The 26,859-nt window shown below is 72.5% G+C and carries 21 protein-coding genes; 12 read left to right on the top strand and 9 right to left on the bottom strand.

What is annotated here, in order from left to right; genetic code table 11:
* The first annotated feature begins 1 nt into the window (after window position 1).
* Both AB0J58_RS29185 and AB0J58_RS29180 read left to right on the top strand, forming a co-directional pair.
* Window positions 2-775 carry an SDR family oxidoreductase gene (locus tag AB0J58_RS29185; protein WP_364221488.1) on the top strand — a complete coding sequence of 258 codons (774 nt, stop codon included), beginning with the start codon at window positions 2-4 and terminating at the stop codon, window positions 773-775.
* 49 nt (window positions 776-824) lie between these two features.
* On the top strand, window positions 825-1,763 hold the full coding sequence (locus AB0J58_RS29180; protein ID WP_364221485.1) for an NAD(P)-dependent oxidoreductase: 939 nt from the start codon (window positions 825-827) through the stop codon (window positions 1,761-1,763).
* 71 nt (window positions 1,764-1,834) lie between these two features.
* Here the strand turns inward: AB0J58_RS29180 and AB0J58_RS29175 are convergent, their stop codons facing one another.
* The 3 genes from AB0J58_RS29175 to AB0J58_RS29165 all read right to left on the bottom strand — a co-directional run bounded on the left by AB0J58_RS29175 (window position 1,835) and on the right by AB0J58_RS29165 (window position 5,975).
* Window positions 1,835-3,793: an AMP-binding protein gene (locus AB0J58_RS29175; RefSeq protein WP_364221483.1), complete on the bottom strand. Its 1,959-nt coding sequence runs from the start codon at window positions 3,791-3,793 to the stop codon at window positions 1,835-1,837.
* The gene (locus AB0J58_RS29170; protein ID WP_343976032.1) at window positions 3,790-4,767 is read right to left on the bottom strand and encodes a cyclase family protein; all 978 of its coding nucleotides are present in this window, start codon (window positions 4,765-4,767) and stop codon (window positions 3,790-3,792) included. The genes AB0J58_RS29175 and AB0J58_RS29170 overlap by 4 nt, the downstream gene beginning before the upstream one ends.
* 74 nt (window positions 4,768-4,841) lie before the next feature.
* Complete coding sequence (locus AB0J58_RS29165) at window positions 4,842-5,975, bottom strand: alpha/beta fold hydrolase (RefSeq protein ID WP_364221480.1); 1,134 nt, start codon at window positions 5,973-5,975, stop codon at window positions 4,842-4,844.
* Window positions 5,976-6,352: 377 nt separating this feature from the next.
* Between AB0J58_RS29165 and AB0J58_RS29160 the strand changes: the two genes are divergently transcribed.
* Complete coding sequence (locus AB0J58_RS29160; protein WP_364221477.1) at window positions 6,353-9,349, top strand: BTAD domain-containing putative transcriptional regulator; 2,997 nt, start codon at window positions 6,353-6,355, stop codon at window positions 9,347-9,349.
* Window positions 9,350-9,484: 135 nt separating this feature from the next.
* Here the strand turns inward: AB0J58_RS29160 and AB0J58_RS29155 are convergent, their stop codons facing one another.
* The 4 genes from AB0J58_RS29155 to AB0J58_RS29140 form a co-directional block, all read right to left on the bottom strand.
* Window positions 9,485-10,633, bottom strand: a complete 1,149-nt coding sequence (locus AB0J58_RS29155; protein ID WP_343976041.1) for an amidohydrolase family protein — start codon at window positions 10,631-10,633, stop codon at window positions 9,485-9,487.
* Between the two features lie 123 nt (window positions 10,634-10,756).
* Window positions 10,757-11,938 carry an alpha/beta hydrolase gene (locus AB0J58_RS29150; protein ID WP_364221474.1) on the bottom strand — a complete coding sequence of 394 codons (1,182 nt, stop codon included), beginning with the start codon at window positions 11,936-11,938 and terminating at the stop codon, window positions 10,757-10,759.
* 39 nt (window positions 11,939-11,977) lie between these two features.
* Window positions 11,978-12,457 carry a flavin reductase family protein gene (locus AB0J58_RS29145; protein WP_364221471.1) on the bottom strand — a complete coding sequence of 160 codons (480 nt, stop codon included), beginning with the start codon at window positions 12,455-12,457 and terminating at the stop codon, window positions 11,978-11,980.
* Complete coding sequence (locus AB0J58_RS29140) at window positions 12,454-13,605, bottom strand: acyl-CoA dehydrogenase family protein (RefSeq protein ID WP_364221468.1); 1,152 nt, start codon at window positions 13,603-13,605, stop codon at window positions 12,454-12,456. The genes AB0J58_RS29145 and AB0J58_RS29140 overlap by 4 nt, the downstream gene beginning before the upstream one ends.
* Window positions 13,606-13,764: 159 nt before the next feature.
* Here AB0J58_RS29140 and AB0J58_RS29135 point away from each other — a divergent pair, with 159 nt between their 5' ends.
* Genes AB0J58_RS29135 through AB0J58_RS29115 form a run of 5 tightly spaced genes read left to right on the top strand, consistent with a single transcriptional unit; the run spans window position 13,765 to window position 19,116 of the window.
* Window positions 13,765-14,658, top strand: a complete 894-nt coding sequence (locus AB0J58_RS29135) for an SDR family NAD(P)-dependent oxidoreductase (protein ID WP_364221465.1) — start codon at window positions 13,765-13,767, stop codon at window positions 14,656-14,658.
* Window position 14,659: 1 nt separating this feature from the next.
* Window positions 14,660-16,249, top strand: a complete 1,590-nt coding sequence (locus AB0J58_RS29130) for an AMP-binding protein (protein ID WP_364221462.1) — start codon at window positions 14,660-14,662, stop codon at window positions 16,247-16,249.
* Window positions 16,246-17,478: an acyl-CoA dehydrogenase family protein gene (locus AB0J58_RS29125; RefSeq protein WP_364221459.1), complete on the top strand. Its 1,233-nt coding sequence runs from the start codon at window positions 16,246-16,248 to the stop codon at window positions 17,476-17,478. The genes AB0J58_RS29130 and AB0J58_RS29125 overlap by 4 nt, the downstream gene beginning before the upstream one ends.
* Window positions 17,479-17,512: 34 nt before the next feature.
* Window positions 17,513-18,682, top strand: coding sequence for an acetyl-CoA acetyltransferase (locus AB0J58_RS29120; RefSeq protein ID WP_343976065.1), 1,170 nt, complete (start codon window positions 17,513-17,515; stop codon window positions 18,680-18,682).
* Entirely contained in the window at window positions 18,679-19,116 is a 438-nt protein-coding gene (locus AB0J58_RS29115) for a Zn-ribbon domain-containing OB-fold protein (RefSeq protein ID WP_343976069.1), read from the top strand. The genes AB0J58_RS29120 and AB0J58_RS29115 overlap by 4 nt, the downstream gene beginning before the upstream one ends.
* A gap of 73 nt (window positions 19,117-19,189) precedes the next feature.
* Here the strand turns inward: AB0J58_RS29115 and AB0J58_RS29110 are convergent, their stop codons facing one another.
* A complete protein-coding gene (locus AB0J58_RS29110) occupies window positions 19,190-20,374 on the bottom strand; it encodes an alpha/beta fold hydrolase (RefSeq protein ID WP_364221456.1) in 1,185 nt (394 codons plus the stop codon).
* 224 nt (window positions 20,375-20,598) lie between these two features.
* Window positions 20,599-21,843 (bottom strand): LLM class flavin-dependent oxidoreductase, encoded by a 1,245-nt coding sequence (locus AB0J58_RS29105; RefSeq protein ID WP_364221453.1) that lies wholly within the window; start codon window positions 21,841-21,843, stop codon window positions 20,599-20,601.
* A 166-nt stretch (window positions 21,844-22,009) separates the two neighbouring features.
* On the opposite strand from AB0J58_RS29105, the gene AB0J58_RS29100 reads away from it, so the two are divergent.
* The 4 genes from AB0J58_RS29100 (at window position 22,010) to AB0J58_RS29085 (ending at window position 26,855) form a co-directional block, all read left to right on the top strand.
* Entirely contained in the window at window positions 22,010-23,032 is a 1,023-nt protein-coding gene (locus tag AB0J58_RS29100; protein ID WP_364221450.1) for a fumarylacetoacetate hydrolase family protein, read from the top strand.
* Entirely contained in the window at window positions 23,032-24,768 is a 1,737-nt protein-coding gene (locus AB0J58_RS29095) for a CocE/NonD family hydrolase (protein ID WP_364221447.1), read from the top strand. Before AB0J58_RS29100 ends, AB0J58_RS29095 begins: the two co-directional genes overlap by 1 nt.
* A gap of 69 nt (window positions 24,769-24,837) precedes the next feature.
* A complete protein-coding gene (locus AB0J58_RS29090) occupies window positions 24,838-25,971 on the top strand; it encodes an ABC transporter substrate-binding protein (RefSeq protein ID WP_364221444.1) in 1,134 nt (377 codons plus the stop codon).
* Entirely contained in the window at window positions 25,968-26,855 is an 888-nt protein-coding gene (locus AB0J58_RS29085; protein ID WP_364221441.1) for an ABC transporter permease, read from the top strand. The genes AB0J58_RS29090 and AB0J58_RS29085 overlap by 4 nt, the downstream gene beginning before the upstream one ends.
* The last annotated feature ends 4 nt before the right edge of the window (window positions 26,856-26,859 follow it).

Genomic DNA, 26,859 nt, shown 5'->3' with positions numbered 1-26,859 from the left:
AGTGACCGGCGCAGTGAGCGGGCGGCTGGACGGCCGCACGGCCGTGGTCACCGGCGGCGGCTCGGGCATCGGCCGCGCCACGGTCGAGCGCTTCGTCGCCGAGGGCGCCTCGGTGCTGCTCGCCGACCTCGCCGAGGCGGCCGCCGCCGTCGCCGCCGAGATCGACCCCTCCGGGGAGCGGGTGGTGTTCCAGCGCACCGACGTCGGCAGCGCCGAGCAGGTGGAGGCCGCGTTCGCGGCGGCCGTGGACCGCTTCGGCAGGTGCGACATCGCGGTGAACAACGCCGGCGTCATCGCCGGCGGCCCGATCCACGCCGGCGGCGCGGACGAGGACTTCGAGCGGCTGTGGCGGATCTGCGTGGCCGGGGTCTGGTACGGCTGCCGCGCGGCCCTTTCGCACATGCGGCCGCGCGGCGGCGTCATCCTGAACACGGCGTCGTCGGCGGCGCTGTGGCCCACCCCCGGCGCCCCGGCGTACGGGCTGGCCAAGGCCGCCGTGGTGCACCTGACCCGCTCGCTCGCCCTCGCGTACGGGCCGGACGGGGTGCGGGTCAACGCGGTCGTGCCCGGCCCGGCCAGGACCGCGATCTTCGCGGCGGCGGGCGCGGCCGACGACGGCCTGGAGGCCCGGTACGCGGCCAAGACGGCGCTCGGCCGGATGATCGACCCGGAGGAGGTCGCGGCGGCCTTCGCCTACCTGGCCTCGGACGACGCCCGCTCGGTCACCGGCGCCGCGCTCCAGGTCGACGCCGGGTACCGGCCGAGCACCGCGTGACGCCCCCACCCCGTACTTCCGTAACGCCTTGAGAGTCAGGAGTATCACGATGACCTATCTGGTCACCGGCGCGACCGGGTTCATCGGCTCGTACGTCGTCGACCGGCTGCTGCGCGACGGCCACCCGGTCGTCGCGCTCGACCGGCGGCCCGAGTGGGCGGCCGAGCCGTCCGGCGACCCGGCCGCGCTCACCCTCGTCGAGGGGGACGTCACCGACTTCGCGCTGGTCGCCGACCTGGTCAGCACGTACCGGGTGGACCGGGTCATCCACCTGGCCGCCGAGCTGCACGACCGGTCCGCGGCGCAGCGCGGGCAGTGCATCCAGTCGAACATCGTCGGTACCTACAACGTGCTGGAGGCGGCCCGGCTGCTCGGCGTGGAGCGCACGGTGCTGGCGAGCAGCGCGGCCCTGTTCGACCCGGCCGAGTACGGCGCCGGGGAGCCGATCACCGAGGACGCCCGGATCCACGCCGGTGACGTGTACGAGGGCAGCAAGGTCTTCGGCGAGACCATGGGCGAGTACTACCGGAGCTCGCTGGGCGTGCTGAACACCTCGATCCGGATCGGCCTGGCCTACGGCGCCGCCTGCCTGATCGGCACCGCCCGCCGGCTGGTCGACGAGCTGGTCACCAAGCCGCTGGCCGGCGAGACGGGGCGGCCCGCGTTCCGCTCCGGGTCGATGATGAACATGGTGTACATCCACGACACGGCCGACGCGTTCGTCCGGGCGAGCCAGGGCCCCGAGCCGCGGCACGCCGCCTACCACGTGCGCGGCGACTACCGCAGCGTCGGGGACATGGCGGAGATCGCGCGCCGGCTGATCCCGGGCGCCCGGATCGAGCCCGTGGACGCCGACCACCGCTGGCCGATGAACTTCGACGACTCGTACTTCCGGCGGGACTACGGGTACGAGATGCGCTGGCCGCTGGAGGAGGCCCTGGCCGAGATCGTGGCCGAGAAGCGCGCCCTCCGTGTCCCGGCGGGCTGATGGTTCGGCATGTCCTGACCACGGACGAAGGCGCCCTGAGCGAGCTCGCTCAGGGCGCCTTCGTCCGTGGGTCACGCGGTATTCGCCTGCCGCGGCAGCGAGGCCAGTGGCTCCGGGCTCTCCAGCGCGGTCACGTCGCCCGGGTCCGCCCCGATGTACACCGCCCGCGCCACCCGTCGCAGCACCTTCCCGTTGCGCGTCTTCGGCAGTGCCGGCACCGCGTGCACCGCCTTGGGCCGGGTCGCCTTGCCCTCCCGGGCCACCACCGACGCCTCCAGCCGGGGCAGCACCTCGGCCGGGTCGGCGCCGTCGGCGAGCACGACGAAGCAGACCAGCGCCTCGCCCTTGAGCTCGTCGGGGACGCCGACCGCCGCCGCCTCGATCACCTCCGGGTCGTCGACCAGCAGCGACTCGATCTCGGCCGGGCCGACCCGCTTGCCGGCCAGCATGATCGTGTCGTCGGACCGGCCCAGCAGGAACCAGTGCCCGTCGGCGTCCACGTAGGCGAAGTCGCCCTGCTGCCAGTTGCCCGGGTACCGGCTCCAGTACGTCTGCAGGTACCGCTCCGGGCCGTCCCACAGCCCCTTGGTGATGCCCGGCCACGGGCCCCGCACGACCAGCTCGCCCACCGCGCCCCGGATCGAGCGGCCGTCGGGGTCGAACACGTCGGCGGCCATGCCCAGGGTGGGGCCGGAGAACCCGGCGGGCTTGATCGGCCGGTGCACCGAGCCGCTCACGATGGACGCGCCGCACTCGGTTCCGCCGCTCATGTTGACGATCGGCAGCCGCCCCTTGCCCACGTGGCGGAAGCACCACCACCACGGCTCCAGGTTCCACGGCTCGCCGGTGCTGCAGATCGCCCGCAGGTCGGGCAGCTCGTGCGCGTCGGGCCATCGGTCGCCCAGGCCGGCCAGGATCCGGACCAGGGTGGGGGAGACCCCCAGCACCGTCACCCGGTGCCGCTCGACCAGCGACCACAGCCGGTCGGGTGTGGGGTGGTCGGCGGTGCCCTCGTACAGCACGGCGGTGGCGCCGTTGGAGAGGGCGGCGGTCACCGTGTAGACGCCCATCACCCAGCCCATGTCGGTGAGCCACAGCAGCCGGTCGCCGGAGTCCAGGCCGTACCCGTGCCGGGCCTCCTGCGCGAACTTGAACGGCAGGCCGGAGTGGGTGTGCAGGCAGCCCTTGGGGCGGCCGGTGCTGCCGGAGGAGTACAGCAGGATGCACGGGGTCTCGGCGTCCAGGACCGGGGTCTCGGTGACGGGCTCGGCCGCGGCCAGCGCCTCGTCCCACCACTCGTCGCGGCCCGCCGTCATCGGGGCGTCCCGGCCCAGCCGGCGCAGCACCAGCACGTCGCGCAGCCCCGGAAGGTCCTCGGCGGCCTCGTCGAAGGTCTCCTTCATCGGGACGAGCCTGCCGCGGCGCTCGAAACCGTCCGCGGTGACCATCAGCCGGGCGCCGGAGTCCAGCAGCCGCTCGCGCACCGGGGTGGGCCCGAAGCCGCTGAAGAACGGCGCCACGACGGCGCCGATCTTGGCGGCGGCCAGCACGACCACCACGGCCTCGGGCACCATCGGCAGGTACAGCGCGACCACGTCGCCCATGCCGACGCCGCGCGCGGCGAACGCGCCCGCGGCCCGGTCGATCTGCTCCTTCAGCTCGCCGTAGGTGACGGTGCGGACCGAGCCGTCGTCGCCCTCCCAGACGACCGCCTCGTCGCCGCCGCGGCCCTCCTCGACCCACCGGTCCACCGCGTAGTCGGCCCAGTTGAGCCCGCCGCCCTTGAAGAAGTGCGGGAACTGCGGGCCGTCCGACAGGTCGAGCACCTTGTCGTACGGCCGCAGCCAGCGCAGCACGTCGTCGGCGGCCGCGCCCCAGAACCACTCGGGGTCGGCGGCGGCGCGGGCGGCCACCTCCTCGAAGGTGGCGATTCCGTGCCGGGCCGCCATCCGTCCCAGCGGGGTGCCGGGGAAGTCGGCGGGGTCCGGTTCCCAGGCGACCGGCAGCCGGTTGAGCTCGTCGACGTTCATTTGATCGCCATCGGGTTCAGCGGCGAGCCGACCGCCTTGGTGAACGGCAGCGGTCCGGCGGCGAACATGAACTCGTACACGCCGTCGCCGGCGCAGTCCTCGGCCAGCTTCTCCAGGTCGAAGATCTCGCCGATCAGCAGGCCGGCGCTGACCAGCAGCACGATGTGCACCGGCTGGAAGATCTCCTCCAGCTCGTTCGGCCGCACCTCCATGCCCCAGGTGTCGGTCGCGACGCCGGCGATCTCGTTCCCGCAGATCCAGTGCGCCGAGTCCAGGGTGAGCCCGGGGGCGTCGCCCGCGGCGTACCCGCCCCAGGCGCCCTGCTCCCGGCACATGGCCATGTGGCCGGTCCGGACCAGCACGAAGTCGCCGCGCCCGACGGTGACGCCCTGGGACTCGGCGCACGCGGCCAGTTCGGCGCTGTCGATGCCCTGCCCCGGCTCCAGCCAGGGCACGCCGCGGTGGCGGGGGATGTCCAGCAGTACGCCGCGTCCGACGACCTTCTCGGTCATCAGGTGGATCGCGTTCTTCTCGGCCCCGGTGCTGGAGACATGCTCCTGCCCGTAGCCGTTGTACATCTTGCCGTCGTAGAACACGTGCGACAGCGCGTCCCACTGGGTACCGGACTGCAGCGGCATGTAGATCGCGTCGTCGGCGTACCGCAGCCGGGCCATGTGGTCCTGGGCGCCGATGGCCGCGTCGCCGCCGTCCTGCAGCATGAAGTGCAGCGGGTTGACCCGCCCGCCCCAGCCGTTCTGCGGGCCGTTGCCGTCGTAGGGCAGCGCGCAGGAGATGACCTTGCCCTGCCGGACCAGCCCCGCCGCGGCGACGATCATCTCCGGCTCGATGTGGTTGAGCGTGCCGAGCTGGTCGTCCGGGCCCCACCTGCCCCAGTTCCGGTACCGGTCGCACAGCGCGTGCACGTCGTCGAGCGTCACCTTGCGGACTGGCGCCCCGTCGGTGTCAGTGCTCATGCCGATGTCTCCTCATCCTCGCGAAATCCTCGCGATCCTTACGAAACCCTCGCGAACTCGTGGACGGCGGCGGGTCAGCCCCGCTCGGGCAGGGTGCCGAAGCGCCGGCCGAACCAGTCGGCGATCAGCTGGCGGGCCGGGTCGGGCTCGTCGGTCTGGCAGTGCTCGGCGCCCCCCTCGGCGACCGTGAAGATCCGCAGCGTCTTGTCCGCCGAGCCGGCCGCCTCGAAGGCCTTGCGCGCGTCCTCGACCGCGACCTGGCGGTCGTTCTCGCCGTGCACGATCAGCAGCGGCTGGGTGAGCCTGGGCAGCACGTCCACCAGCGTCCACTGCCTGACCCGTTCCAGGCCGGCCTCCATGGTGTCGGTGCCCATCACCCAGGGCAGCTGGAACCACGGCACGGACACGGTCTTGGACCGGGTCGCCCAGCGCTTCTCCCAGGTGGCGCCCCAGTCCCAGATGCCGCCCCAGGCGGCGCACGCCTTGATCCGCGGCTCGAACGCGGCCGACCGCGGCGCGTAGTAGCCGCCGAGGCTGATGCCCATCACGCCGATCCGGCTCGCGTCCACGTCGGCGCGGGTCTCCAGGTAGTCGATCACGGCGCCGGTCGGCACCTCGTAGTCGGGGCGCGAGGGCACGCCGCGCAGCCGCAGCGGCTCGCCCACGCCGGGGCTGTCCATCACCAGGCAGCTGATGCCCCTTCGGACGAACTCCTCCTCGACGAAGCCGTAGAGGATCTCCTTGGTGACGTCGAAGCCGCCGTAGAAGATCACGACCGGGGCGGGCTCGGCGGTCCGGGCCGGGATGAGGTACCCGGGCAGGACGCCGTCGGGCGAGTCCACCTCGATCCGCTCCACGTTCAGCGGTGCCAGCTCGATCGCCTTCTCGAAGGCGTCCAGCGAGGCCCGGTAGCTCGCGCTCTTCTCCGGGCCCGGCGGGATCTGCCGCTCGCCGCTGGCGTGGTACACCGAGGCGCGCAGGTAGCGGAGACCGGCACTGCGGCGCAGCCCGGTGGCCAGGTCCTCGGCGGCCTGGGCCTCCTGCTGCTCGGCCATCCCGGCCCACGCCTTGCCCCAGGCCTCGCCGTCGGGCTCGCCCTCGCGCAGCGGCGACAGCCAACGGTTCATCTCGCCGAGCGAGCCGCCCGCCATCAGGGCCAGATTGAAGGCCGACGACCACATGTAGTTGTCCGGGAAGTAGTAGAACACCGGGGGCTCCGTTCGCGTGCGGGAAGGGTACGGGGGGCTCCGCGGCCACCTCATCCCACCCGGCGTTACCGCTGCCGTTATGGGCCCGGGGCCGGATCGGGGGCCGCCGCGGCGACGGCCCGGGTGATGGCCGGGGTGACGCCCGGCGGCGCAGTATCGGCAGGCGGGGGCCGCCCGGAGCCAGGGACGATCCTCCCTGCCGGTTACTTAGCTCGCAGTGATCAATAAAGCCCTCACCATGTCGAAAAGGGCATTAAAAACGGCAATAGTCTTGACATAAGTATTGCCATAGCACTTGATTGAAGCGCGGCTTCACCGGACCGGGGGTGTTTCGGTGGAGTCGCTGTGACGCTACGTTCTGGTGAACTGAGGCTGGCATGATCTTGAGTCACAAAGTCCAACCCCCTGGACTGCCGCGTGGGACGATCACCAGGGACCGGCTGGACGAGCAGTTCGCCGCCCTCCTCGAGTCCCACGAAACGATCGTGATCTTCGCCGCGGCCGGATCCGGCAAGACCGTGCAGACCCGGATGTTCGCCACGCGGTTCGGCTGGCCGCTGGCCTGGCTGACGCTCGACGCCGGCGACCGCAGCCCGTCCCGGCTGATGGTCTACCTGGCCGAGGCACTGTCCGGCCTGGATCCCGAGGCGTCCCGGACGGTGGAGACCGCCCTGGCGGAGGGCTTCCCGGCGACCGAGGTGGCCGCGATGCTCGCCGAGAGCGTCGCCGACGCGTCCCTGCTGCTCGTCCTGGACGACTGCGAGTGGCTGGTGGACGCGGACGAGACGCTCGCCGTGCTCGGCGTCTTCCTGGACTACCTGCCGCCGGGCGTCCGGACGGTCATCCTGAGCCGCGAGGACCTGAGCGGCCCGATCGGCCGGATGATGATGCAGGGCCGGATCGCCCGGATGAGCGGCGAGGACCTGGCCCTCAACATGGACGAGGCCCGCACGCTGCTCGCCGCGCACGGCCAGGGCGGGCGGGACCCGGCGCCGCTGATGGAGGCCACCAAGGGCTGGATCGCCGCCGTCGCCTTCGACATCGTCCCCGGGCTCCAGTCCGAGAACGGGCCGGACGCGCTGGCCGGCTTCGTCTCCCGGGAGATCCTGGCCCGCCTCCCCGAGGAGGAGCAGGACTTCCTGCTGCGCACCTCGATCCCGGCCATCGTCACCGCGCGGGCCGCGGTCGCCCTCTGCGGCGAGAAGGGCTACCGGCTGTGGCAGTCGCTCGGCTCGCGGCACCTGCCGGCGACCAAGGCCGACCGCGCGCTGGTCTACCACCCCCGGTTCCGCCAGTACCTGCGCGAGCAGCTGCAGGCGCGGCTGCCCGGCGAGCTGCCCGGCCTGCAGAGCCGGTACGCCCGGCTCCTGGAGGAGATCGGGATGCACGAGGACGCGGTCGAGACCTACCTGGAGGCGGGGGAGCTGGAGAAGGCCGCCGACGTGGCCGAGCGCGCCGTCGCCGCGCTGTCCGCCCGCGCCGACTGGCTGGTCCTGCTGCGCTGGCTGGAGGCGTTCGGCAACCAGGTGGTCGAGTCCCGCCCGGTCCTGCTCGGCGCTCTGCTGCGCGCGCTGTACGGGGTGCGGCGCATCCCCGAGGCGCAGGCGCTGATCGGCCGGCTGCACCAGGAGGGCGTGCTCGGCGACGTGGCCAAGTCCGACCCCGGCGCGGTCGCGTTCGTCGGGTACGCCATGCAGTGGCGCCCGGCCGAGGCGCTGGAGCTGATCCGCAACTACGAGGGCGACTTCCGGGCCGAGGCGGTCCGCTACGAACTGGAGGCGGTGGCGGGCCGCGAGCCGGTCGCCTCCCCGCCCGGCCGGGACTGGGTGGACAGCGAGCGCGTGTACTCCTGGGGCCTGCTGGTGCAGGGGCGGCTGGACCAGCTGCTGCGGATGCTGCCCGACGAGGACGACTGGCCGCCGCGCTCGTTCTTCCGCACCCCGCACCCGCTGCTCGCCCTGGTCTGGCGCGGCGAGCTGGCCCTGGCCCGCGAGCTGCTGGACGAGGTCCCCGAGGCGATCAAGTTCGGCGCGCACACCGACCTGTGGTTCTTCCACGAGGCGTGGCTGCTGTGGGCCGAGGGGCAGACCGAGAAGGCGCTGTGGGCCGCCGAGTCGGCGGTCGAGCACAGCCGCAGGACCCGGTTCGGCTGGGAGCCCTGCTTCGAGGTCGTGGTCGGCGTCCTGCAGCTCACCCTGGGCCGGGTGGACGACGCCCGGATGACCCTGGCCGACGCGATCAGCCGCTCGGCCGCGAGCGGCAACCGCTGCTACGCCGAGTGGGGCCAGACCTTCCAGGGCCTGGCCTACCTGCGGATCGACCGGCCCGAGGACGCCGTGCGGGTGCTGCGCACCGCGACCGAGGCGATGCGGGCGGCCGGCCGCACCCTGATGCTGCCCTTCGCCGCCACCTACCTGGCCGAGGCCGAGGCCCGGCTGGGCCACGCCGAGGCGGCGTCGGCCGCGGTCGAGCTCGCCTACGAGACCGCGAACGCGATCGGCTGCCTGTTCATCCTGAAGAACGCGCTGAACGACGTGCCCGGGGTGCTGCGCCGCCAGATCGAGAACGACGTCGGCGGCACCCGCTGGCGTCAGCTGGTCGGCCACCAGCCGCCGGAGGCGCGCAAGCGCCAGCCGGCCGTGGCCTCCGAGCGGGTGATCGTCATCGACGTGCACACGCACGGCCCGGTACTCGACCTGATCGTGGACGGCGTGCCGCGCTGCTCGCGCCGGACCAAGGTGCTGGAGCTGGCCGCCTACCTCACGCTGCACCCCGAGGGGGTGGAGCGGCACCGGCTGCAGGAGCGGCTGTTCCCCGACGCCGACCCGCGCCGCGGCGGCAACTACTTCCGCCAGGTGGTGCACAAGCTGCGGCAGGCGACCGGGGTGAACCTGGCCCGGACCTCGCAGAGCCACGTCCGCTGGGCCGACGGCCTGTACGTGGACAGCACCGACCTGCGCTTCGAGCGGATGATCAAGGAAGCGTACGGGCTGCGCGGCGCGGAGCGGCTGGAGCGGATCGAGTCGACGCTGGAGCTGGTCGAGGGGCCCTACCTGCCCGAGAGCGAGCTGGAGTGGGCCGAGGAGCGCCGGCACGAGCTGGAGGTGATGATCGTCAACGCGGCGGTCGACGCCGCCGAGGTGGCGCTGTCGCTCGGTCATCTGGAGCGTGCCAGGCAGGCGGCCTCGTTCGCGATCAACCGGGATCCGTTCTGCGAGTCCGCCTACTGCGTGCGGATGCAGGTGGAGGGGGCGCTGGGCGCGCCGCACGCCGTGCTGGCCGAGTTCCAGCGGCTGACCAAGGCCCTGGCCGAGCTCGGCGTGGGGCCGATGCCGACGACCCGGCAGCTGGTCAGCGAGCTGCGCGGGATCTGACCTCCGCCGCCTCCGCCCTCCGGACACGCCCCTTGGAACGTGCCATCGGAACGCGCCGCCCCGACTCGTCCGCGGGTACCGCGAACGCGGTCCGGCGGCGGTCGTGACGACCGCCGCCGGATCCGGGTGCGCCCGTCAGGCCTTGACGAGCCGGGGCACCGACAGGCCGAACAGGTCGATCGCGTTGTCGTGGGTGATCGCGGAGATCACCGACTCGTCGATGCCCTGGAAGTCGTGCGCGACCTGCTCCTGGGAGTAGGGGAAGTTGCCCTCGGTGTGCGGGTAGTCTCCGGCCCACATCAGCCGCTTCTCGTCCAGCATGGGCAGGGTGAGGATGCCGGGCCGGTCGTCCTCGAAGGTGGCCCAGAAGTTGCGGTTGAAGTAGTCGCTGGGCTTCATCGCCAGCTCGGGGATCGTCCAGCGGTGGTGGTCGGTGAACAGGTGGTCCATGGTGTTGAGCTGGAAGGCGATCCAGCCGATGCCGCCCTCGACCAGGATGAACCGCAGGTTCGGGTGGCGCTCGGGGACCGCGCCGTAGACCAGCTGCATGAACACCCAGCCCAGGCTGATCTTGTTGCCGACGGCGGTGGTCCAGAACACGCCCGGGGTGGTCTTGTCGTTGAACATGGCCACCTGGCCGGCGGCCTGGTGGAACCCGACGGGCAGCCCGATCTCCTCCAGGACCGCCCACAGCGGCTCCCAGTGGTCGTCGCCCCAGGCCATGCCGGGGACCGCCTGCGGGAGCAGGAAGGTCTTGGCGCCGCGTTCGGCCCAGCGCCTGGCCTCCTCGATCGCGGGCTCGATCGGACCCGGGCCGACCGGGAGCGCGACCGCGCCGATCAGCCGGTCGGGGTTGTAGGAGCAGAACTCCTCGAACAGCCAGTCGTTGTACGCGCGCACGCAGGCGACCTTGAGCTCGAAGTCGGGGATGCTGTGCACGATCAGCCAGCCCGGGTAGACGACCTCGGCCAGGATGCCCTGGCTGTCCTGGTCCTCCAGCCGGGCGGCCGGGTCGTACGCACCGGGCCGCTGGTCCTCGAAGCGGTAGCCGGTGGGCTTGGTGATCACACTGTTGATCTTCGTGTTGATCATGGCGCCCTCGGTGCCGACCGGCTTGGGCGACATCCCGGTGTTGGGCACGACGAAGAAGTCGCCCTTGTCGGTGGACTGGACCTGGGGGGCCTGGTGCTGGAAGCGCTGCGGCAGCCGCTTGAGCCAGAGGTCCTTCGGCTCCACGACGTGGGAGTCGACCGAGATGAGCGGGCGGGGCTTACCAGTGGTCATCGCAATCTCCAGATGGGTCGTGCCGGCGCGGCGGCCGTGGTGGGTCGTGGGTGGAGCGACCGCCTTCCGGCGGGAGCACGCTAGGCCGCCCGCCGTTAAGCCGGTCGTTATCCGAACGGGCCGTTATCCGGCGGAGGCGCCGAGCCGGTCGGCCAGCCAGGCGTTGATCTCGGGCACCGCGATCGACAGGTTGTCCATGTGGCAGTGCTGCGCGGCCCCCTCCTCATTGGTGAAGATCCGCAGCGTCTTGTCCGCCGATCCGCAGGCGTCGTAGAGCAGGTGGGCGTCGGACACCGGCACCTGCTGGTCGTCCTCGCCGTGCACCAGCAGGAACGGGCAGTCCATCCGGGGCACCACGTCGGCCAGCCGGAAACCCTCCAGCAGCCGCAGCGCCTCGGTGTTGGAGGAGGTCCCGGTGGACCAGACCAGGTGCTCGCCGGGGACCGGCAGCTGCTTGGCGTACGCGGCCTCGATCCGCTCGCGCCAGATCCGGTGGTAGTCCCAGATCGCGCCCCAGGCGACGCAGGCCTTGAACCGGGGCTCCATGCTGGCGCAGCGCGAGGCGTAGTAGCCGCCCAGGCTCAGCGCCATCACGCCGATCCGGTCGGCGTCCACGTCCGAGCGGCCCTCCAGCCAGTCGATCGCGGCGCTGCCGGCCGCCTCGTAGTCGTGCCGCAGCGGAACGCCGCGGAAGCGGACGGCCTCGCCGACGCCGGGGCTGTCCAGCGACAGCACCGAGACGCCGCGGGCGATCAGGTCCTCGGCGCCGAGGAACCAGTTGTGCTCCTTGTTGCCGTCGAACCCGCTCATGAACAGCACCGCGGGCCGCCGGTCACCGGGCGAGGAGGCGGCGGAGATGAAGATCGCGGGCAGCGCGGTGTCCTCGTACGGGATCTCCACGTGCTCGATCCGGTACCGGTCGTCCAGCTCGGCGGCGCGCCGGAAGCAGTCCGTCATCGCCCGGTAGGAGGCCAGCGCCTCCGCGTCCTTGGGGAAACGGAACCGCTCGGCGGCGAAGTAGTAGCTGGTGGCCCGGCGGTAGTGCGCCAGGGCGGCGCGGCGGTCGCCCCGCGCCTCGGCCTTCTCGGCGAGGCCCCGGACGTGGTCGCCCATGGCGCCCCACTCGCGGAACCAACGCTCGTCGTCGCCCACGTGGCCGGCCAGCCGCCGGCAGACCCGGTCGATCTCGCCGACCTCGGCGCCGCCGGTCGGCACCACGGCGAGCACCAGCATCACGTTGTACGCCCACCGGTAGTCCTCCGGGAACCAGGCGCACCACTCGGCGTTGCGGATCGCGGCTACCACTTGTCACTCCTTCGTCATGTCGACCAGTCGGGATCTTGCTCAGAACAGTCGGTAGGCGCTGCGGTAGAAGAGCAGCGGCGCCGCCTCGTCGTCGGCGGCGAGCTCCAGCACCCGGCCGAGCACCAGGGTGTGGTCGCCGGCCTCGTAGGTGTCGACGATCGTGCACTCCACGTGCGCGTGCACGTCGCCCAGCACGGGGGCGCCGGTCGTCCCGGAGGTGTGCGGCACGCCCGCGAACCGGTCGCCTCGGCGGGCGAACTGCCGGGCCAGCTCCTCCTGGTCGGCCGACAGCACGTTGGCGCAGAAGTGCCCGGCGGCCTGGATCGCCGGCCAGGTGGTCGAGGTGTGCGCCGCGCAGAACAGCACCAGCGGCGGGTCCAGCGACACCGAGACGAACGAGTTGACCGCCATCCCCACCGGGCCGTCCGTCCCGGAGGCGGTCACCACGACCACTCCGGTGGCGAAACAGGCCATCACGCCGCGCAGGTCGTCGCCCGCGATGACCGGCTGCGCGCTCACAGTCCCACCCCGTCGGCGTACCGGGCCCGGTGGTGGTCGGGGTCGCCGAACAGCAGCGCCGAGGACGCCGCCCGTTTGAAGTACAGGTGCGCCGGATGCTCCCAGGTGAACCCGATGCCCCCGTGTACGTGGATGTTCTCGCCCGCCACCATGGTGTAGGCCTCCGAGCAGTAGGACTTGGCCAGGCCGGCGACCACCGGGAGCTCCGGCAGGTCCTCCCCGGCCGTGTACATCGCGTAGTGCGCCGCCGACCGGGCCGACTCGACCGCCATCAGCATGTCCGCGCACTTGTGCTTGATCGCCTGGAACGAGCCGATCAGCCGCCCGAACTGGCTGCGCACCTTGGCGTACTCGACCGACATCTCCAGGCACCGCTGGGCGCCGCCGACCTGCTCGGCGGCCAGGCCGACCGCCGCCAGGTCCAGCAGGCGCTCCAGCACGGGGCCCGCGGCGCCCTCCGCGCCGACCAGCCGCGCCGGGGTCCGGTCGAACTCCAGCACCGCCTGCCGGCGCGTCCGGTCCATCGTCGGCAGCTGCGTCCGGGTCAGCCGGGCGGCCTCCCCGAAGACCGCGAACAGCGAGAGCCCGGCGCCGGTCCTGGCGAAGACCAGCAGCAGGTCGGCCACATGCCCGTCCAGCACGAACGACTTGGTCCCGGACAGCCGCCAGACGCCGTCCTCGGGTGACGCCCGCAGCGCGACGTCGCCGGGCCGCCAGGACCCGGACGGCTCGGTGATCGCCACCGAGGCGACCGTTTCCCCGGCGGCGATCCCGGGCAGGAAGTCCTGCTGCGCCTGCTCGTCGCCGGACAGGAGCAGGGCGTTGACGGCGAGCACCACGGTGGCGAAGAACGGCCCGCCCAGCAGGGCCCGGCCCGTCTCCTCCAGTACCACGCCCAGTTCGAGAAAGGACGCCCCCGAGCCGCCGAACCGCTCGGGGATCGCGATCCCCTGCAGACCGAGCTGCTCGGCCATCTGTCGCCACACCTGCGGGTCGTAACCCGAATCGGTGTCCATCAGGCGGCGTACCTGCGACTCCGGGGAGACCCGCTCCACGAACGACCGCACGCTGTCCCGGAACTCCTCGTGCTCCTCGGCGAGGCCGGTGAACGCCGCGGTCGCGTCGGCCAGTTGTTGAAGTCCGCTCATGGCCAGGACGTTAGAAGGGGCGTGTGCACCCGGCATGAGCGGCCGGAGCCGTAACGCCCGCAGTAACTCCCCTTGAGCGATCGTTCGTGTCGATGCCGATTATCGAGCTGATGCCGCGCCGCCGCCGGTGCGGGGCCGCCGCCAAAGGAGGAAGTCACCGTGGATCTTAGCTTCGACGGTCGGGTCGCCGTGGTCACCGGAGCGGGCGGGGGGCTCGGCCGGGCCCACGCCCTCGAACTGGGACGCCGCGGCGCGAAGGTCGTCGTCAACGACATGGGCACGTCCCTGTCAGGTGACGGCGTCGAGAGCGGCCGGGCGGCGATCGTGGTCAAGGAGATCGAGGCGCTCGGCGGCACCGCGGTGGCCGACGTCAACTCCGTCGCCACCGTCGAGGGCGGCGAGGCCCTGATCCGGACCGCGGTCTCCGCGTTCGGCCGGGTGGACGTCGTGGTGAACAACGCGGGCATCCTGCGCGACAAGACCTTCCAGAACACCGGCCCCGACGACGTGGACCCGGTGCTGGACGTGCACCTGAAGGGCGCCTTCAATGTCACCCGCCCGGCCTGGCGGATCTTCCGTGAGCAGGGCTTCGGGCGGGTCGTGGTGACCTCGTCCTCGGCCGGCTTCTTCGGCAACTTCGGCCAGGCCTCGTACGCCTCGGCCAAGATGGGGCTGATCGGGCTGATCAAGGTGCTGGCCATCGAGGGCCGCAAGTACGACATCAGGGCGAACGCGGTCGGCCCGGTGGCGCTCACCCGGATGACCGAGGGCTTCGAGAACCCGCTCGCCGACCGGCTGGACCCCGCGCTGGTCTCGTCCGTGGTCGCGTACCTGTGCCACGACTCGTGCGAGCTGTCCGGCGAGGTGCTCAGCGCGGGCGCCGGGCGGGTGGCCCGGGTGTTCGTCGGCATGACCCGTGGTTATGTCAACGGCTCCCTCAGCGCCGAGGACGTCCGCGACCACCTGGCCGAGGTCTTCGACGACACCGGCTACCAGGTGCCGGGCAACAGCCTGGCCGAGATGGAGCTCCTCGCCGAGATGCTGGGGAAGTGAGATGGCCGCGCAGCACCCCCGCCCGGCCCCGCTGACCGGGCAGCGCCTGTCGGGGATCCGGATCGGGGAGTGGATCGACATGGCCGCGCGGCGCTCCCCGAACCGGGAGTGCTTCGTCACCGCCGACGGCTCACGCACCTTCGCCGAGGTCCGCGACCGGGTGGACCGGCTGGCCCGAGGCATGCAGGAGACGGGCCTGCGGCAGGGCGACCGGGTCGCGATCCTGGACACCGACTCGCCGGAGTACGTGGAGATCCTGCTCGCCCTGTTCAAGCTCGGCGCGGTGGCGGTGCCGCTGAACTACCGGCTGTCGCCCGCCGAGATCACGACCCTGCTACGCACCGCCGAGGCGTCCTGGATCTTCGTCGGCGACCGGTACGCGCCGGACGTGCTGCGGGCCCGGCCGGAGCTGCCGCACCTGGCGCACGTGGTCGGCTGCGGCACGGCCTCCGAGGGGACCGTCCCGCTGGAGGAGGTCCTCGCGCTCGGCGCGGCCGGCGCCCCGGTGCCGGCGGCGGTCGAGGACGAGGACGTGATCGCGCTCGCCTTCACCAGCGGCACGACCGGCCTGCCCAAGGGCGTCATGCAGTCGCACCGCATGTGGAAGACCATGGTCTCCAACGCGGTCCTGGAGTACCGCTTCCTGCGGGACGAGTTCCGCTACTCGGCCTCCCCGCTGTACCACGTCGCCGGGCTCGGCCTGGTGCTCAACGCGATCCACCGCGGCTCGACGTCGCTGATCATCCCGCAGTGGGACCCGGCGGAGCTGCTGAGGTGGTGCCGCAAGGGCCTCACCGACGTGTTCCTGGTGCCGACCATGATCAGTGCGCTGCTGCGGCAGCCGGACGTGGACCCGGCCGACTTCGCCACGCTGCGCTCGGTCTTCTACGGTGCCGCGCCGATGTCGCCCGACCTGCTGACCCGGGCGATGGCGGTGATGGACTGCGACTTCTACAACGGCTTTGGCGCCGGCACCGAGGCGGGCATGCAGAGCGTGCTGACCCCCGAGGACCACCTGCGCGCGCTGAACGGGCACCCGCACCTGCTGAAGTCGGTGGGGCGCCCCGGCTACAACATCGACCTGCAGATCTGGGACGCCGACGACCGGGAGGTGCCGACCGGCGAGGTCGGCCAGATCGTCACCCGCAGCGACATGGTGATGAGCGGCTACCACGGCCAGCCGGAGAAGACCGCCCAGGTGGTGGTGAACGGCTGGTTCAAGGGCGGCGACCTCGGCCACCTCGACGAGGAGGGCTACCTGTACTTGGCCGGCCGCAGGGACGACATGATCATCCGTGGTGGCGAGAACGTCTACCCGATCGAGATCGAGACGGTCCTGTCCGCCTTCCCCGGCGTGGTCGAGTGCGCCGTCGTCGGCGTCCCGGACCCGCACTGGGGCCAGACCGTGCGGGCCCATGTCGTACTCGCCGGGGCGGCCGCCGCCGAGACCACGCCCGAGGACATCCGCGGGTTCTGCCGGGACCGCCTCGCGAAGTACAAGGTGCCCGACGAGATCCGAATCCACACCGGCACCCTGCCCAAGAACGCCAGTGGCAAGGTGCTCCACCGTCTGCTGCGGGAGCAAGCGTGAGTGACCAGACCGAACACCCCCCGACCGGCGAGGCCGCGTTCCGGGACGCCGTCCGGGCGTTCCTCGACGCGCACGCCAAGCCGCTCCCGGAGGCACAGGAGGGCTGGGGTGTCGGCTCGGACGAGCTGAGCTCCGGCGCCGAGCCGACCCGCGAGGAGGAGCTGCGGATGGTGGAGGCCGCGACGGCCTTCCGCCGCGAGCTCTTCGACGCCGGGTTCGGCTGGCTCACCGGCCCGGCCGAGTACGGCGGCGGCGGCCGGGACGCGTGCTTCCAGGAACTGTTCGACGAGGTGGCCGCCGACTACGAGCTGCCCTCGGAGGCCTGCTTCGTCGTCGGCCACCACATCGTCGCGCCGACCCTGCTCGCCTGGGGCACCCCGGAGGTCAAGGAGAGGTACCTCCGCGCGCTGTACCGGGCCGACCTGCTCGCCTGCCAGCTCTTCTCCGAGCCCGAGGCCGGCTCGGACCTGGCCGGGGTCCGCAGCCGCGGGGTCCGCGACGGCGACGGCTGGCGGGTGAGCGGGCAGAAGGTGTGGACCTCCGGCGCCCACTACAGCGACATCGGCGAGATGCTGGTCCGCACCGACCCGGAGGCCTCCAAGCACGGCGGCCTGACCATGCTGATGATCGACATGCACGACCCCGGCGTCGAGGTCCGTCCGCTGCGCCAGATGACCGGTGGCGAGGCGTTCAACGAGGTGTTCGTGGACGACGTGTTCGTCCCCGACAGCCACGTGCTCGGCAGGCCCGGCGACGGCTGGAAGGTGGCCATGACCACGCTCGGCAACGAGCGGGCGTCCATGGGCTACCGGACCTCCCCGCCCGCCTCCGACCCGGTCGAGCGGCTGCTCGGCCTGATCAGGCACTTCGGCCTCGACGGCGACACCGGCATCCGGGCGGAGTTCGCCCGGATCGCGATCCGGCGCGACATCATCCGGTGGACCGCCGCTCGGGCCGCCGCCCGCGCCGCCGGGGGCGAGCCCGGGGCCGAGGCCTCGATCATCAAGCTGATGGACTCGGAGAACGTGCGCGCCATCGGCGCGCTCGCCGGCCGTGTCCTCGGAGCCCGCATGACCGCCGACACCGGCGAGTGGGGCACCTACGTCTGGGCCGAGCTCGCGCTGAGCGCGCCGTCCCTGCGCCTCGCCGGCGGCACCGACGAGATCATGCGCAACATCATGGCCGAGCGCATCCTCGGCCTCCCCCGCGAGCCCGCTCCCAACCGCTGACCGCAGCCCACCCTCACGAGGAGAGACCACACCCATGGTTGACCGCACGCCAGTCGTCGCCGGGATCGGCCTGAGCGACTACCCCAAGGCCCCGCATCTCGACGCGGTCGGGCACCACGTACTCGCCGTGCAGCGGGCGCTCGCCGACTGCGGCCTCGCCAAGAGCGAGATCGACGGGTTCATGTGCGCCCAGGGAGACTTCGCGCAGCCCGACAACGCCGGCACCATGGCCGAGATCCTGGGCATCAACCCGCGGTACTTCGACGGCACCGCCGTCGGCGGCTCCAGTTTCGAGCTGCACGTCCAGCACGCGGCGGCCGCGATCCGGGCCGGCCTGTGCGACAACGTGCTGATCGTCTACGGCTCCGACCTGTACACCAAGTCGGGCACCAACCCCGGCTTCGGCGCCAAGAGGCCGGGCGAGGCGGTCCCGGGCGTCCTGCAGTTCGAGGCGCCCTGGGGCAACTCGCTGATCGGCGCCTACGCCATGGCCGCGCAGCGGCACATGCACGAGTACGGCACCACCTCCGAGCAGCTGGCCGCGATCGCGGTGGCCTGCCGCACGCACGCCGCGCTCAACCCGAACGCGCAGTACCGCAAGCCGATGACGGTCGAGGACGTGGTCAACTCCCGTATGATCGCCGATCCACTGCACCTGCTGGACTGCTGCGTGGTCTCCGACGGCGGCGGCGCGGTGATCGTCACCACCGCCGAGCGGGCCCGCGACCTGCGCCAGCCGCCGGTGTACGTGCTGGGCGCCGCGTCGGCGCAGACGCACTGGAACATCAGCCAGATGCCCGACTACACCCGCACCGCCGCCGAGCGCAGCGGGAAGGAGGCCTTCGCCCAGGCGGGCCTCACCCCCGACGACGTCGACACGGTGCAGCTCTACGACAGCTTCACCATCACCGCGCTGCTCATGCTGGAGGACCTCGGGTTCTGCAAGAAGGGCGAGGGCGGCCCGTTCGCGGCCTCCGGCGCCCTGCAGCTCGGCGGCGCCCTGCCGCTGAACACCGACGGCGGCGCGCTCAGCTCCTGCCACCCCGGCATGCGCGGCATCTTCCTGCTCATCGAGGCCACCCGGCAGCTGCGCGGCCAGGGCGGCGCGGCGCAGGTCGAGGGCGCCGAGGTCGCCCTGGCGTGCGGCTCCGGCGGCTGGCTGTCGGCGATGGGCACCGTGATCCTCGGAAAGGACAAGGCATGACGAACGCCACCACACCCACTGACGCACCCCCGATGGAGGGCCGCCCGGTACCGCTGCTGGACGCCTCCACCCGGCCGTACTGGGAGGCCACGCTGCGCGGCGAGCTGCTGGTGCAGGAGTGCCCCGAGTGCCGCCACCGGCAGTTCTACCCCCGGCAGATCTGCGTCGAGTGCGGCGCCGTGCCCGGCTGGCTGACCACCGCGGGCAGGGGCGTCGTGCACACCTTCTCGGTGGTGCGGCAGAACGGGGCGTTCCCGTTCAGCCAGTGGACCCCGTACGCGGTCGCCGTGGTCGAGCTCGACGAGGGGCCGCGGATCATGGGAAACGTGATCGGCTGCGAGGTGGACGAGGTCCGGATCGGGATGCGGGTCGAGGTCGACTTCGTCCCGCTGAACGATGAGGCGTCCCTGCCGTTCTGGCGCCCCGCCGCCTGACGCGGACCGGGCCGGCGCAGACCGAGAAGCACCCCGCGGCTCTCAGTGCCGCGGGGTGCTTCGGTGTCAGGGGTCAGACCGTGCGCGGCGAGGGCACCGGCAGGTGCGCCTCCACCGGCATCCGCAGCGACAGCCACTCGGCGATCAGCTGCAGGGCCGGGCCCGGGTCGTCGGTCTGCATGTGCTCGGTGCCGCCCTCCCCGGCGGTGAACACGCGCAGCGTCCTGTCCTCCGATCCGGCCGCCTCGAAGGCGCGGTGCGCGTCGGCGACCGGGATCTCCCGGTCGTCCTCCCCGTGCACGATCAGCAGGGGCTGGGTCACCCGCGGCCACACGTCGGCCAGCGTCCACTCCTCCAGCCGTTCCAGGGCCTGCTCCACGGTCGGCGTGCCGAGCACCCAGGGCAGGAACCACGACGCCGGCTCGTACCCGGAGCGGCCGTCCCAGCGCCGTCTCCAGACCGCGCCGCAGTCCCAGTTGCCGGCCCACGAGACGCAGGCCGAGACCCGCGGCTCGAACGCCGCCGCGCGGGCCGCGTAGTACCCGCCGAAGCTGATGCCGAGCACGGCCACGTGCCGGGCGTCCACGTCACGCCGGGTCTCCAGGTAGTCGATGATCGCCGCGGTGGGCACCTCGTAGTCCGGGCGCGAGGGCACGCCGCGCAGCCGGATCAGCTCCCCGGTGCCGGGGGTGTCGACGACCAGGCAGGTGACGCCCCGGCGGGCGAACGCGGTGCCCACCACGGCGTACACCAGCTCCTTGGTCAGGTCCAGGCCGCCGTAGACGATGACCACCGGCCGCGGGTCGGCGGCGTCCGGCGCGATCAGGTAGCCGGGCATCATGCCGTCGGGGGAGTCGACGTGGATGCGCTCCAGCGGCAGGGCCGCGCACTCCACCGCGTTCCCGAACGCCTGCAGGGCCGCGGCGTAGCTCTCCGACTTCGCCGGCCCCGGCGGGATCTGCCGCTGCCCGCTCGCGTGGTACACCGAGGCGCGCAGGTAGCGCGCCCCCGCCGTCAGCGGGTACCCGGCCTTCAGGTCCAGGGCGGCGAGCTCCTCCTGCCGGTGCGCCATCCCCGCCCAGGCCGCGGCCCAGGCCTCCAGCCTCGCCGGCGGCGGGTCCGCCGCGGAGGGGTCCGCCGCGGGCAGGTCGCGGAGCGGGCCCAGCCGGCGCTCCATGTCGCCGAGTGAGCCACCGGCCATCAGGGCCAGGTTCACCGTTGACGACCAGGCGCGGTCGCCTGGGAAGAACTCGAACACGACGACTCCTCGCGGGACGGCGAGACGGGCGGCGGACGCGCACGCGTGCGAGCGTGCCCTCGTCCGTTGGCATCTGCGGTCATCTGGGACTGGTACTTGCGGCTCATATTGATACCGCCGCCGCATTACAGGCGGCGTTACCCGGTGCGCCCGCCGTTGTCGGACGGCGGGCGCACCGGGCCGCCGCCCCGGGTCGAGGGCGGCGGCCGTACGCGGGCGCCGGGTCAGGTCGTGGCCCACTGCGCCAGCGGACGCTCCTGGGGACCGGCCATGCCGCCGATCTCCGGGTAGACCTTGGTGGCCATCAGCTCCATCTCGCGGATCACGTCGTCGGCCGGCTGCTGCGCCCAGTGCCAGATCAGCACCGAGTACTCGTAGGGGACCCGCTCCCACTCCGCCGCGAACTGGGCCCGCGCCTGGTCGACGGTGCCGCCCAGGAACAGGCCGGAGTCCTTGACGGCCTGCACCACGTCGTCGCCCATCGCCATCTTCTTCTTGAAGAACTTCGAGTAGAAGTGCTCGAAGATGTCGGCGTCGTAGTCCAGCAGGGCCTTGTCGAACGCCGCGGGGGAGTCGGTGATGTGCGGCCACCGCACCGGGGCCTGGTTGGCGCCCAGCGGCAGCGGATGGCCGACCGCGGCCGCCTCCTCGGCGTACACCCGGGCGAACTCCTCGGTGCGGGAGGCGGGCGAGAAGCTGGTCAGCACGAAGCCGTTGCGCGCGCAGTAGCGGACCGACTCCTCCGAGCTGGAGGACGCCACGAACACCGGCGGATGCGGCCGCTGGTACGGCGCGGGAGTGACGGAGATCTTCCGGATCACCCCGTCCCCGTCGACCTCGTCCACCGCGCCCATCAGTGACGCGGTGTCGGCGGCCGGGTAGCCGGTGATGCCGGTGTCGTAGGGGAACGGCACCTGGACCCTGGAGCCGTTGAAGTCGAAGGAGTCCCGGGTCCAGGCCTTGAGCATCAGCTCGACCTGCTCCTCGAAGATCCCGCGATTGGCCTTGTCGGCCGCGCCGCCGTCCGACAGCGTGGCCTGGGTGCCCAGATGCTGGCCGAGCACGTCGGTCCAGCGCGACTGGTAGCCGCGGCTGACCCCGGCCCAGAAGCGGCCCTGGAGCATGTGGTCGAGCATGGCGCACTCCTCGGCCACCCGGATGGCGTCCTGGGTGCCCAGCACGTAGCCGTTGGTGCCGATGTTGATCCGGCTGGTGTGCGCGCCCAGCCAGGCGTTGACCACTCCCGGGGACGGGGAGATCTCGTACCCCTCGGAGTGGAAATGGTGCTCGATACCGGCGATGCCCCAGTACCCCAGGTCCTCGGCGGCCTTGGCGATCCTCGCCCAGTCCCGCATGACCTTCTGGAACTCGTCGCGGTCGCGCCCGAGCGGTCGCCGGGCCGCGCGGCCGGCGGCCCCGCCCTCGACCGGGATGACCGGGTACAGCTGCACGATCGCCTTGACGCCCACTGTCTCACTCCTCAGCAGTCACAGACCGAATCCACTGCCGGTATCGAACGAGGCGGCCAGTTACCGGGCCGTTCCCCGTGATCCGTAACGACGGAGTAACGGCTCCCGCAATAAACCGCACTTCATAACAGAACGGCCATTCGGTCGCGATCGACGGAGGGTTCCCATGAGGATTTGCCGCTTCACACCGCATGGCTGGCCGGACGCCGAGGTGCGGACGGGAGCCGCGGTCGGAGCGCTCGACGCGCCGGTCGTCGTCGACCTCGCCGCGCTCCTCGCCTCGGAGATCCTCGCCGACGGCGGAGAGGCCGGCCGCGCCGCCGACCTGGCCCGCGCGGTCTTCCCCGGGAGCACCGTCGCCCTGCTGGGGTCGGGCGGGCGCGCCGAAAGTGAGGCGCGGCGGCTGCTCGACGCGCTGGGCGACGCCGAGGCCGCGCTGGAGCGGTCCGGCCCGCTCGGCGCGCACGCCTACCGGCGCGACGCGGTCCGCCTGCTGGCCCCGGTCGACCGGCCGCCGACCGTGCGCGACTTCTTCGCCTTCGAGGACCACATGGTCAACGCCCTGCGCAACCTGGGCCGCGAGGTCCCGCAGGAGTGGTACGAGGCCCCGTCGCACTACGTGACGCGCAGCGCCTCGGTGTTCGGCCCCGACGAGCCGGGCCAGTGGCCCGCCTACACCGAGAAGCTCGACTACGAGCTGGAGTTCGCGATCGTGATCGGCCGCCGCGGCCGGGACATCCCGCCCGAGCGGGCCTGGGAGCACATCGCCGGGCTCACCATCTTCAACGACCTGTCCTGCCGCGACGTGCAGGGCCGCGAGATGGGCACCCGGGTCGGCCCGGCCAAGACCAAGGGCTTCGACCGCGGCTGCGCCACCGGGCCGTACCTGGTCACCGCCGACGAGATCCCCCGGCCGTTCGGCGCCGGGATGCGGGCCTTCGTCAACGGCGAGCTGTGGTCGGAGGGCTCCGCCGCGACGATCCACTGGTCGATCGAGCAGATCGTCGCGCACGCGTCGGCCGGGGAGACCCTGCTGCCGGGCGACCTGCTCGGCTCCGGCACGGTCGGCACCGGCGCCGGGATCGAGATCGACCGCTGGATCAAGCCGGACGACGTGGTCCGGCTGGAGATCGACGGGCTCGGCGCGCTGGAGACCCGCGTGGTGCGGGCCGCCGCGGGCGAGGACTGATGCGGCCCCCGGTCCTGCGCGAGCGGGACGTGCGGATCCCGCTGCCGGACGGCGTGGTGCTGCGCGCCGACGTCTACCGCGACCCGGCTCCCGGCCGGCGGCCGGTGCTGCTCCAGTACACCGCCTACGACAAGGCGAACTGGGCCTCGGTCTACGGTGTGATCAATCCCGAGCGCGCGGTGGACCACGGGTTCGCCGTCGTGGTGGTGGACGCGCGCGGCCGGTTCCGCTCCGGCGGCGACGAGCCGTTCCGCCCGTTCGAGGGCTCCGGCGCGGACGCCGCCGCCTGCGTGGAGTGGGCCGCCGCGCAGCCGTGGTCCGACGGCAAGGTCGGCATGTACGGGGCGTCGAACAACGGCGTCCCGCAGTGGCAGGCGCTGCGGCACCGGCCGCCCGGGTTGCGCACGATCGTGCCGCACTTCACCGCGTCCGAGTTCGACGGCGGCTGGGTCTGGCGCGGCGGCGCGTTCCAGCTCGGCTTCAACCTCTGGTGGAGCCTGGCCAACCTCGCCCCCGACCAGCTCGGCCGCGCCGTCGCCCGCGACGGCGCGGTCGTCCACCGGACGGCCTCCGGCGCCCTGGCGCGCGCCCTGCGTGACCCGGACGCCGCCTTCCGCGCCCTCCCGCTCCCGGACGTGCCCGCCCTGGACGGGGTCGCCCCGCACTACCGGGAGTGGCTCGCCCACCCGCCCGGCGACCCGTACTGGGACCGGCTCAGCGCCCGCGAGGCGCTGGCCGGGACCGACGTCCCCGTGCTGCACGTGGCCGGCTGGTACAACGTGCACCTGGACGGCAACCTCGCCGCGTACCAGGCGATCAAGGACGCGGGCGGGCCGGCCGCCGAGGCGCAGCGCCTGGTCATCGGCCCGTGGACCCAGTGGGCGCCCGCGCTGTTCGGCGACTCCTGCGGCCCGGAGCGGCGGTTCCCGGTCGGGATGGACCTGGAGGGGATCCAGCTCGCCTGGTTCGGGCGGCACCTGGCCGACGGTCCGGGACCCGACCTGCCGCCGGTGCGCGTGTTCGTGATGGGCGCCGACGAGTGGCGCGACGAACAGGAGTGGCCGCCCGCCCGCGCCCGCCCCACGAAGTGGTACCTGCGCGGCGGCGGGACGGCCAACTCCCGGCACGGGGACGGCCGGCTGAGCACCGAGCCGCCGTGCGACGACGAGCCGTACGACGCCTTCCGGTACGACCCGCGCCACCCGGTGCCCACCCGCGGCGGCGCCGTCTACCTGCCCAACCCGGCCGCCAACTCCGGCCCGATGGACCAGAGCGCGGTCGAGGACCGCGACGACGTCCTGGTCTACAGCGGCGACCCGCTGACCGAGCCGGTCGAGGTGATCGGCCCGGTGCACGCCGTGCTGCACCTGCGCACCACCGCCCCGGCCACCGACGTGACCGCCAAGCTGGTGGACGTCCACCCCGACGGCCGGGCGTACCTGCTCTGCGACGGCATCCGGCGGATCACCGCGGCGGAGGTCGCGGCCGCGGGGGACGGGCCGATCCGGGTCGAGGTGGACCTGATCGCCACCGGGAACGTGTTCCTGCCCGGGCACCGGATCCGGCTGGAGGTCTCCAGCGGCTCGTTCCCCAAGTACGACCGGCACCCCAACACCGCGGACGGCACGGCGTCCTCGCCGGAGGACCTGCGGGTCGCGCTGCAGACGGTCCTGCACGACGCCGAGCACCCCTCGGCGCTCGTGCTCCCCGTCGTCCCGGTGACTCCCGCGCGGTAACGGCGGGGATAACGGCCCCGGGGTGAGGTCAGGGCACCGCAGCATCCCGAATCCTGGCAAGGAGATTCGATGCCCCCCATGCGCGCCCCCCTCACCCTCCTCCGCTCCGCGGTCGCTCTGTCTTTGCTCCTGGCGATCGCGGCATGCGGCTCCGGAAACGAACCCGCCGCCGTCCCCGCGACCTCGGGCGGCTCGGCCGCACCCGAGGCGAAGCTCGAGACGCAGAAGGTGATCTTCAGCGGGGTCACCGCCAACGCCGGCAACTGGGCCATCCAGGTCGGCGTCGAGTTCGGCGTCTTCCGCCAGTACGGCCTCGACGTCTCGATGATCTACTCGCAGTCCAGCCCGAACGCGCTCGCCGCCATGATCGGCGGCTCGGTGCAGTTCACCTCCACCGTGTACGACGCCGTGGTCCTGGCCCACCAGAAGGACCCGCGGGTCATCGCGGTCGCCGAGGGCTACCGGTCCTACCCCGAGTACCTGGTCGTGCCGCCGGAGGTGACCTCCTTCGCCGACCTCAAGGGCGCCACCTGCGGCGCGCAGAACCCCGAGGGCATCGGCGACGCGCTGTACCTGTCCAAGATGATGGAGCACGGCGGGAAGCTGAGGCTCGGCCAGGACTACCGGCTCACCAACGTCAACCTCAACGCCGGGCCGGCGCTGGCCGCGCTGAAGTCCGGGCAGATCAAGTGCATCGCGGTGCTGCCGCCCACCTCCACGCTGCTGGAGAAGCAGGGGTACAGGATCCTCTACGACCTGCAGCAGGTGCCCGAGTACAAGGACCTGTCCTTCTTCGGGATCATCGCGATGCAGGCCTGGCTGAGTGAGAACCCCAACACCGCCCGCGCCTTCCTCAAGGGCTACCTGGCCTCGATCGCCTACCTGTACGACCCGGCCAACAAGGAGAAGGTGCTCGACCTGCTGGCCAGGAACGCGCAGGTCGAGCGGAGCGTCGCCGAGGCCTCCTACACCTGGGTGACCGCCGGTGCCTACCCGCGCGATGGCGTGATCGCCGCCACCGTGGTCCCGCGGACGGTCGCGCTGATGAAGTCCGGCGGCTCGCTGGACGCCTCCGCACCCGACGACGTGGCCGGCCTGGTCGACAACTCCCACGTCAAGGCCGCGTACCAGGAGCTGCCCGACTCGGTGAAGAGCGGACCCGGGCCCGAGGGGCTGCTCCCCGAAGGCCAGCGGCCCGCATGAGCCGCCTGGTCTCCGGCGAGCCCGGCACGGGCCCGGCCGCCGCCCCGGAAGCGGCGCGGCGGCCGGGCGGGGGGCGGTGGCCGGCACGGTGGCCGGCACTGCGACGGACCCGGCGGGCAGGGAAGGGCACCGGACCGCGCGGGCACCGCGCCGCGCTCAGCCTCCTCGGCTTCCTCCTCGTGTGGCACGTCGCCGCCGAGTACGTGGTGGACAACCCGCTCTTCCTGGCCGGCCCGATCAGCACCGCCGCCGCGGTCGTGACGATGTGGCAGAACGGGACGCTCCAGCAGGACATGCTGGTCAGCACGGGCGAGTTCATCAAGGGGTTCGGGGCCGGCCTGGTGGGCGGCGTCCTGCTCGGCCTGGTGCTGGGGACGAGCCGCCGGGCCAAGGACTACATCGACCCGCTGATCAACGGGCTCTACGCCACCCCGATCGTCGCGCTCGCGCCGCTGTTCATCCTGTGGTTCGGCATCGGCGAGGCCAAGACCGTGCTGCTGGTGTTCATGCTGGTGGTGCTGCCGATCGCGATCAACACCGACGCGGGCATCCGGGTGACCGACCCGCAGCTCCTGGAGGCGGCCCGGTCCTTCGGCGCGAGCCGGCTCCAGCTGTTCACCATGGTCCGGTTCCCGACCGCGATCTCGTTCCTGATCGCGGGCATCCGGATGGGCATCGGGCGAGGGCTGATCGGCGTCGTGGTCGGCGAGCTCTTCGGCTCGCAGAGCGGCCTGGGCTACCGGATCCTCGTCTCCTCGCAGTACTTCCAGACCGACGCCCTGCTCGCCGGGGTGCTCATCTTCGCCGTCACGGGCGTGCTGCTCGTGAAGCTCTTCGAATGGCTCGAACAGCGTGCCGCGCCGTGGAAGGCGGGCCGCCCGTGATCCA

Source organism: Streptosporangium sp. NPDC049644, assembly GCF_040675205.1.
Classification (GTDB): domain Bacteria; phylum Actinomycetota; class Actinomycetes; order Streptosporangiales; family Streptosporangiaceae; genus Streptosporangium; species Streptosporangium fukuiense.
This window is presented reverse-complemented; position numbering and strand designations above follow the sequence as displayed.

Bases quoted from the DNA above. Each gene is read 5' to 3' on its own strand.
- AB0J58_RS29090 (WP_364221444.1), top strand. From the start codon at position 24,838: ATGCCCCCCATGCGCGCCCCCCTCACCCTCCTCCGCTCCGCGGTCGCT.
- AB0J58_RS29120 (WP_343976065.1), top strand. From the start codon at position 17,513: ATGGTTGACCGCACGCCAGTCGTCGCCGGGATCGGCCTGAGCGACTAC.
- AB0J58_RS29115 (WP_343976069.1), top strand. From the start codon at position 18,679: ATGACGAACGCCACCACACCCACTGACGCACCCCCGATGGAGGGCCGC.
- AB0J58_RS29100 (WP_364221450.1), top strand. From the start codon at position 22,010: ATGAGGATTTGCCGCTTCACACCGCATGGCTGGCCGGACGCCGAGGTG.
- AB0J58_RS29175 (WP_364221483.1), bottom strand. From the start codon at position 3,793: ATGAACGTCGACGAGCTCAACCGGCTGCCGGTCGCCTGGGAACCGGAC.
- AB0J58_RS29130 (WP_364221462.1), top strand. From the start codon at position 14,660: ATGGCCGCGCAGCACCCCCGCCCGGCCCCGCTGACCGGGCAGCGCCTG.
- AB0J58_RS29140 (WP_364221468.1), bottom strand. From the start codon at position 13,605: ATGAGCGGACTTCAACAACTGGCCGACGCGACCGCGGCGTTCACCGGC.
- AB0J58_RS29160 (WP_364221477.1), top strand. From the start codon at position 6,353: ATGATCTTGAGTCACAAAGTCCAACCCCCTGGACTGCCGCGTGGGACG.
- AB0J58_RS29095 (WP_364221447.1), top strand. From the start codon at position 23,032: ATGCGGCCCCCGGTCCTGCGCGAGCGGGACGTGCGGATCCCGCTGCCG.
- AB0J58_RS29155 (WP_343976041.1), bottom strand. From the start codon at position 10,633: ATGACCACTGGTAAGCCCCGCCCGCTCATCTCGGTCGACTCCCACGTC.
- AB0J58_RS29085 (WP_364221441.1), top strand. From the start codon at position 25,968: ATGAGCCGCCTGGTCTCCGGCGAGCCCGGCACGGGCCCGGCCGCCGCC.
- AB0J58_RS29180 (WP_364221485.1), top strand. From the start codon at position 825: ATGACCTATCTGGTCACCGGCGCGACCGGGTTCATCGGCTCGTACGTC.
- AB0J58_RS29170 (WP_343976032.1), bottom strand. From the start codon at position 4,767: ATGAGCACTGACACCGACGGGGCGCCAGTCCGCAAGGTGACGCTCGAC.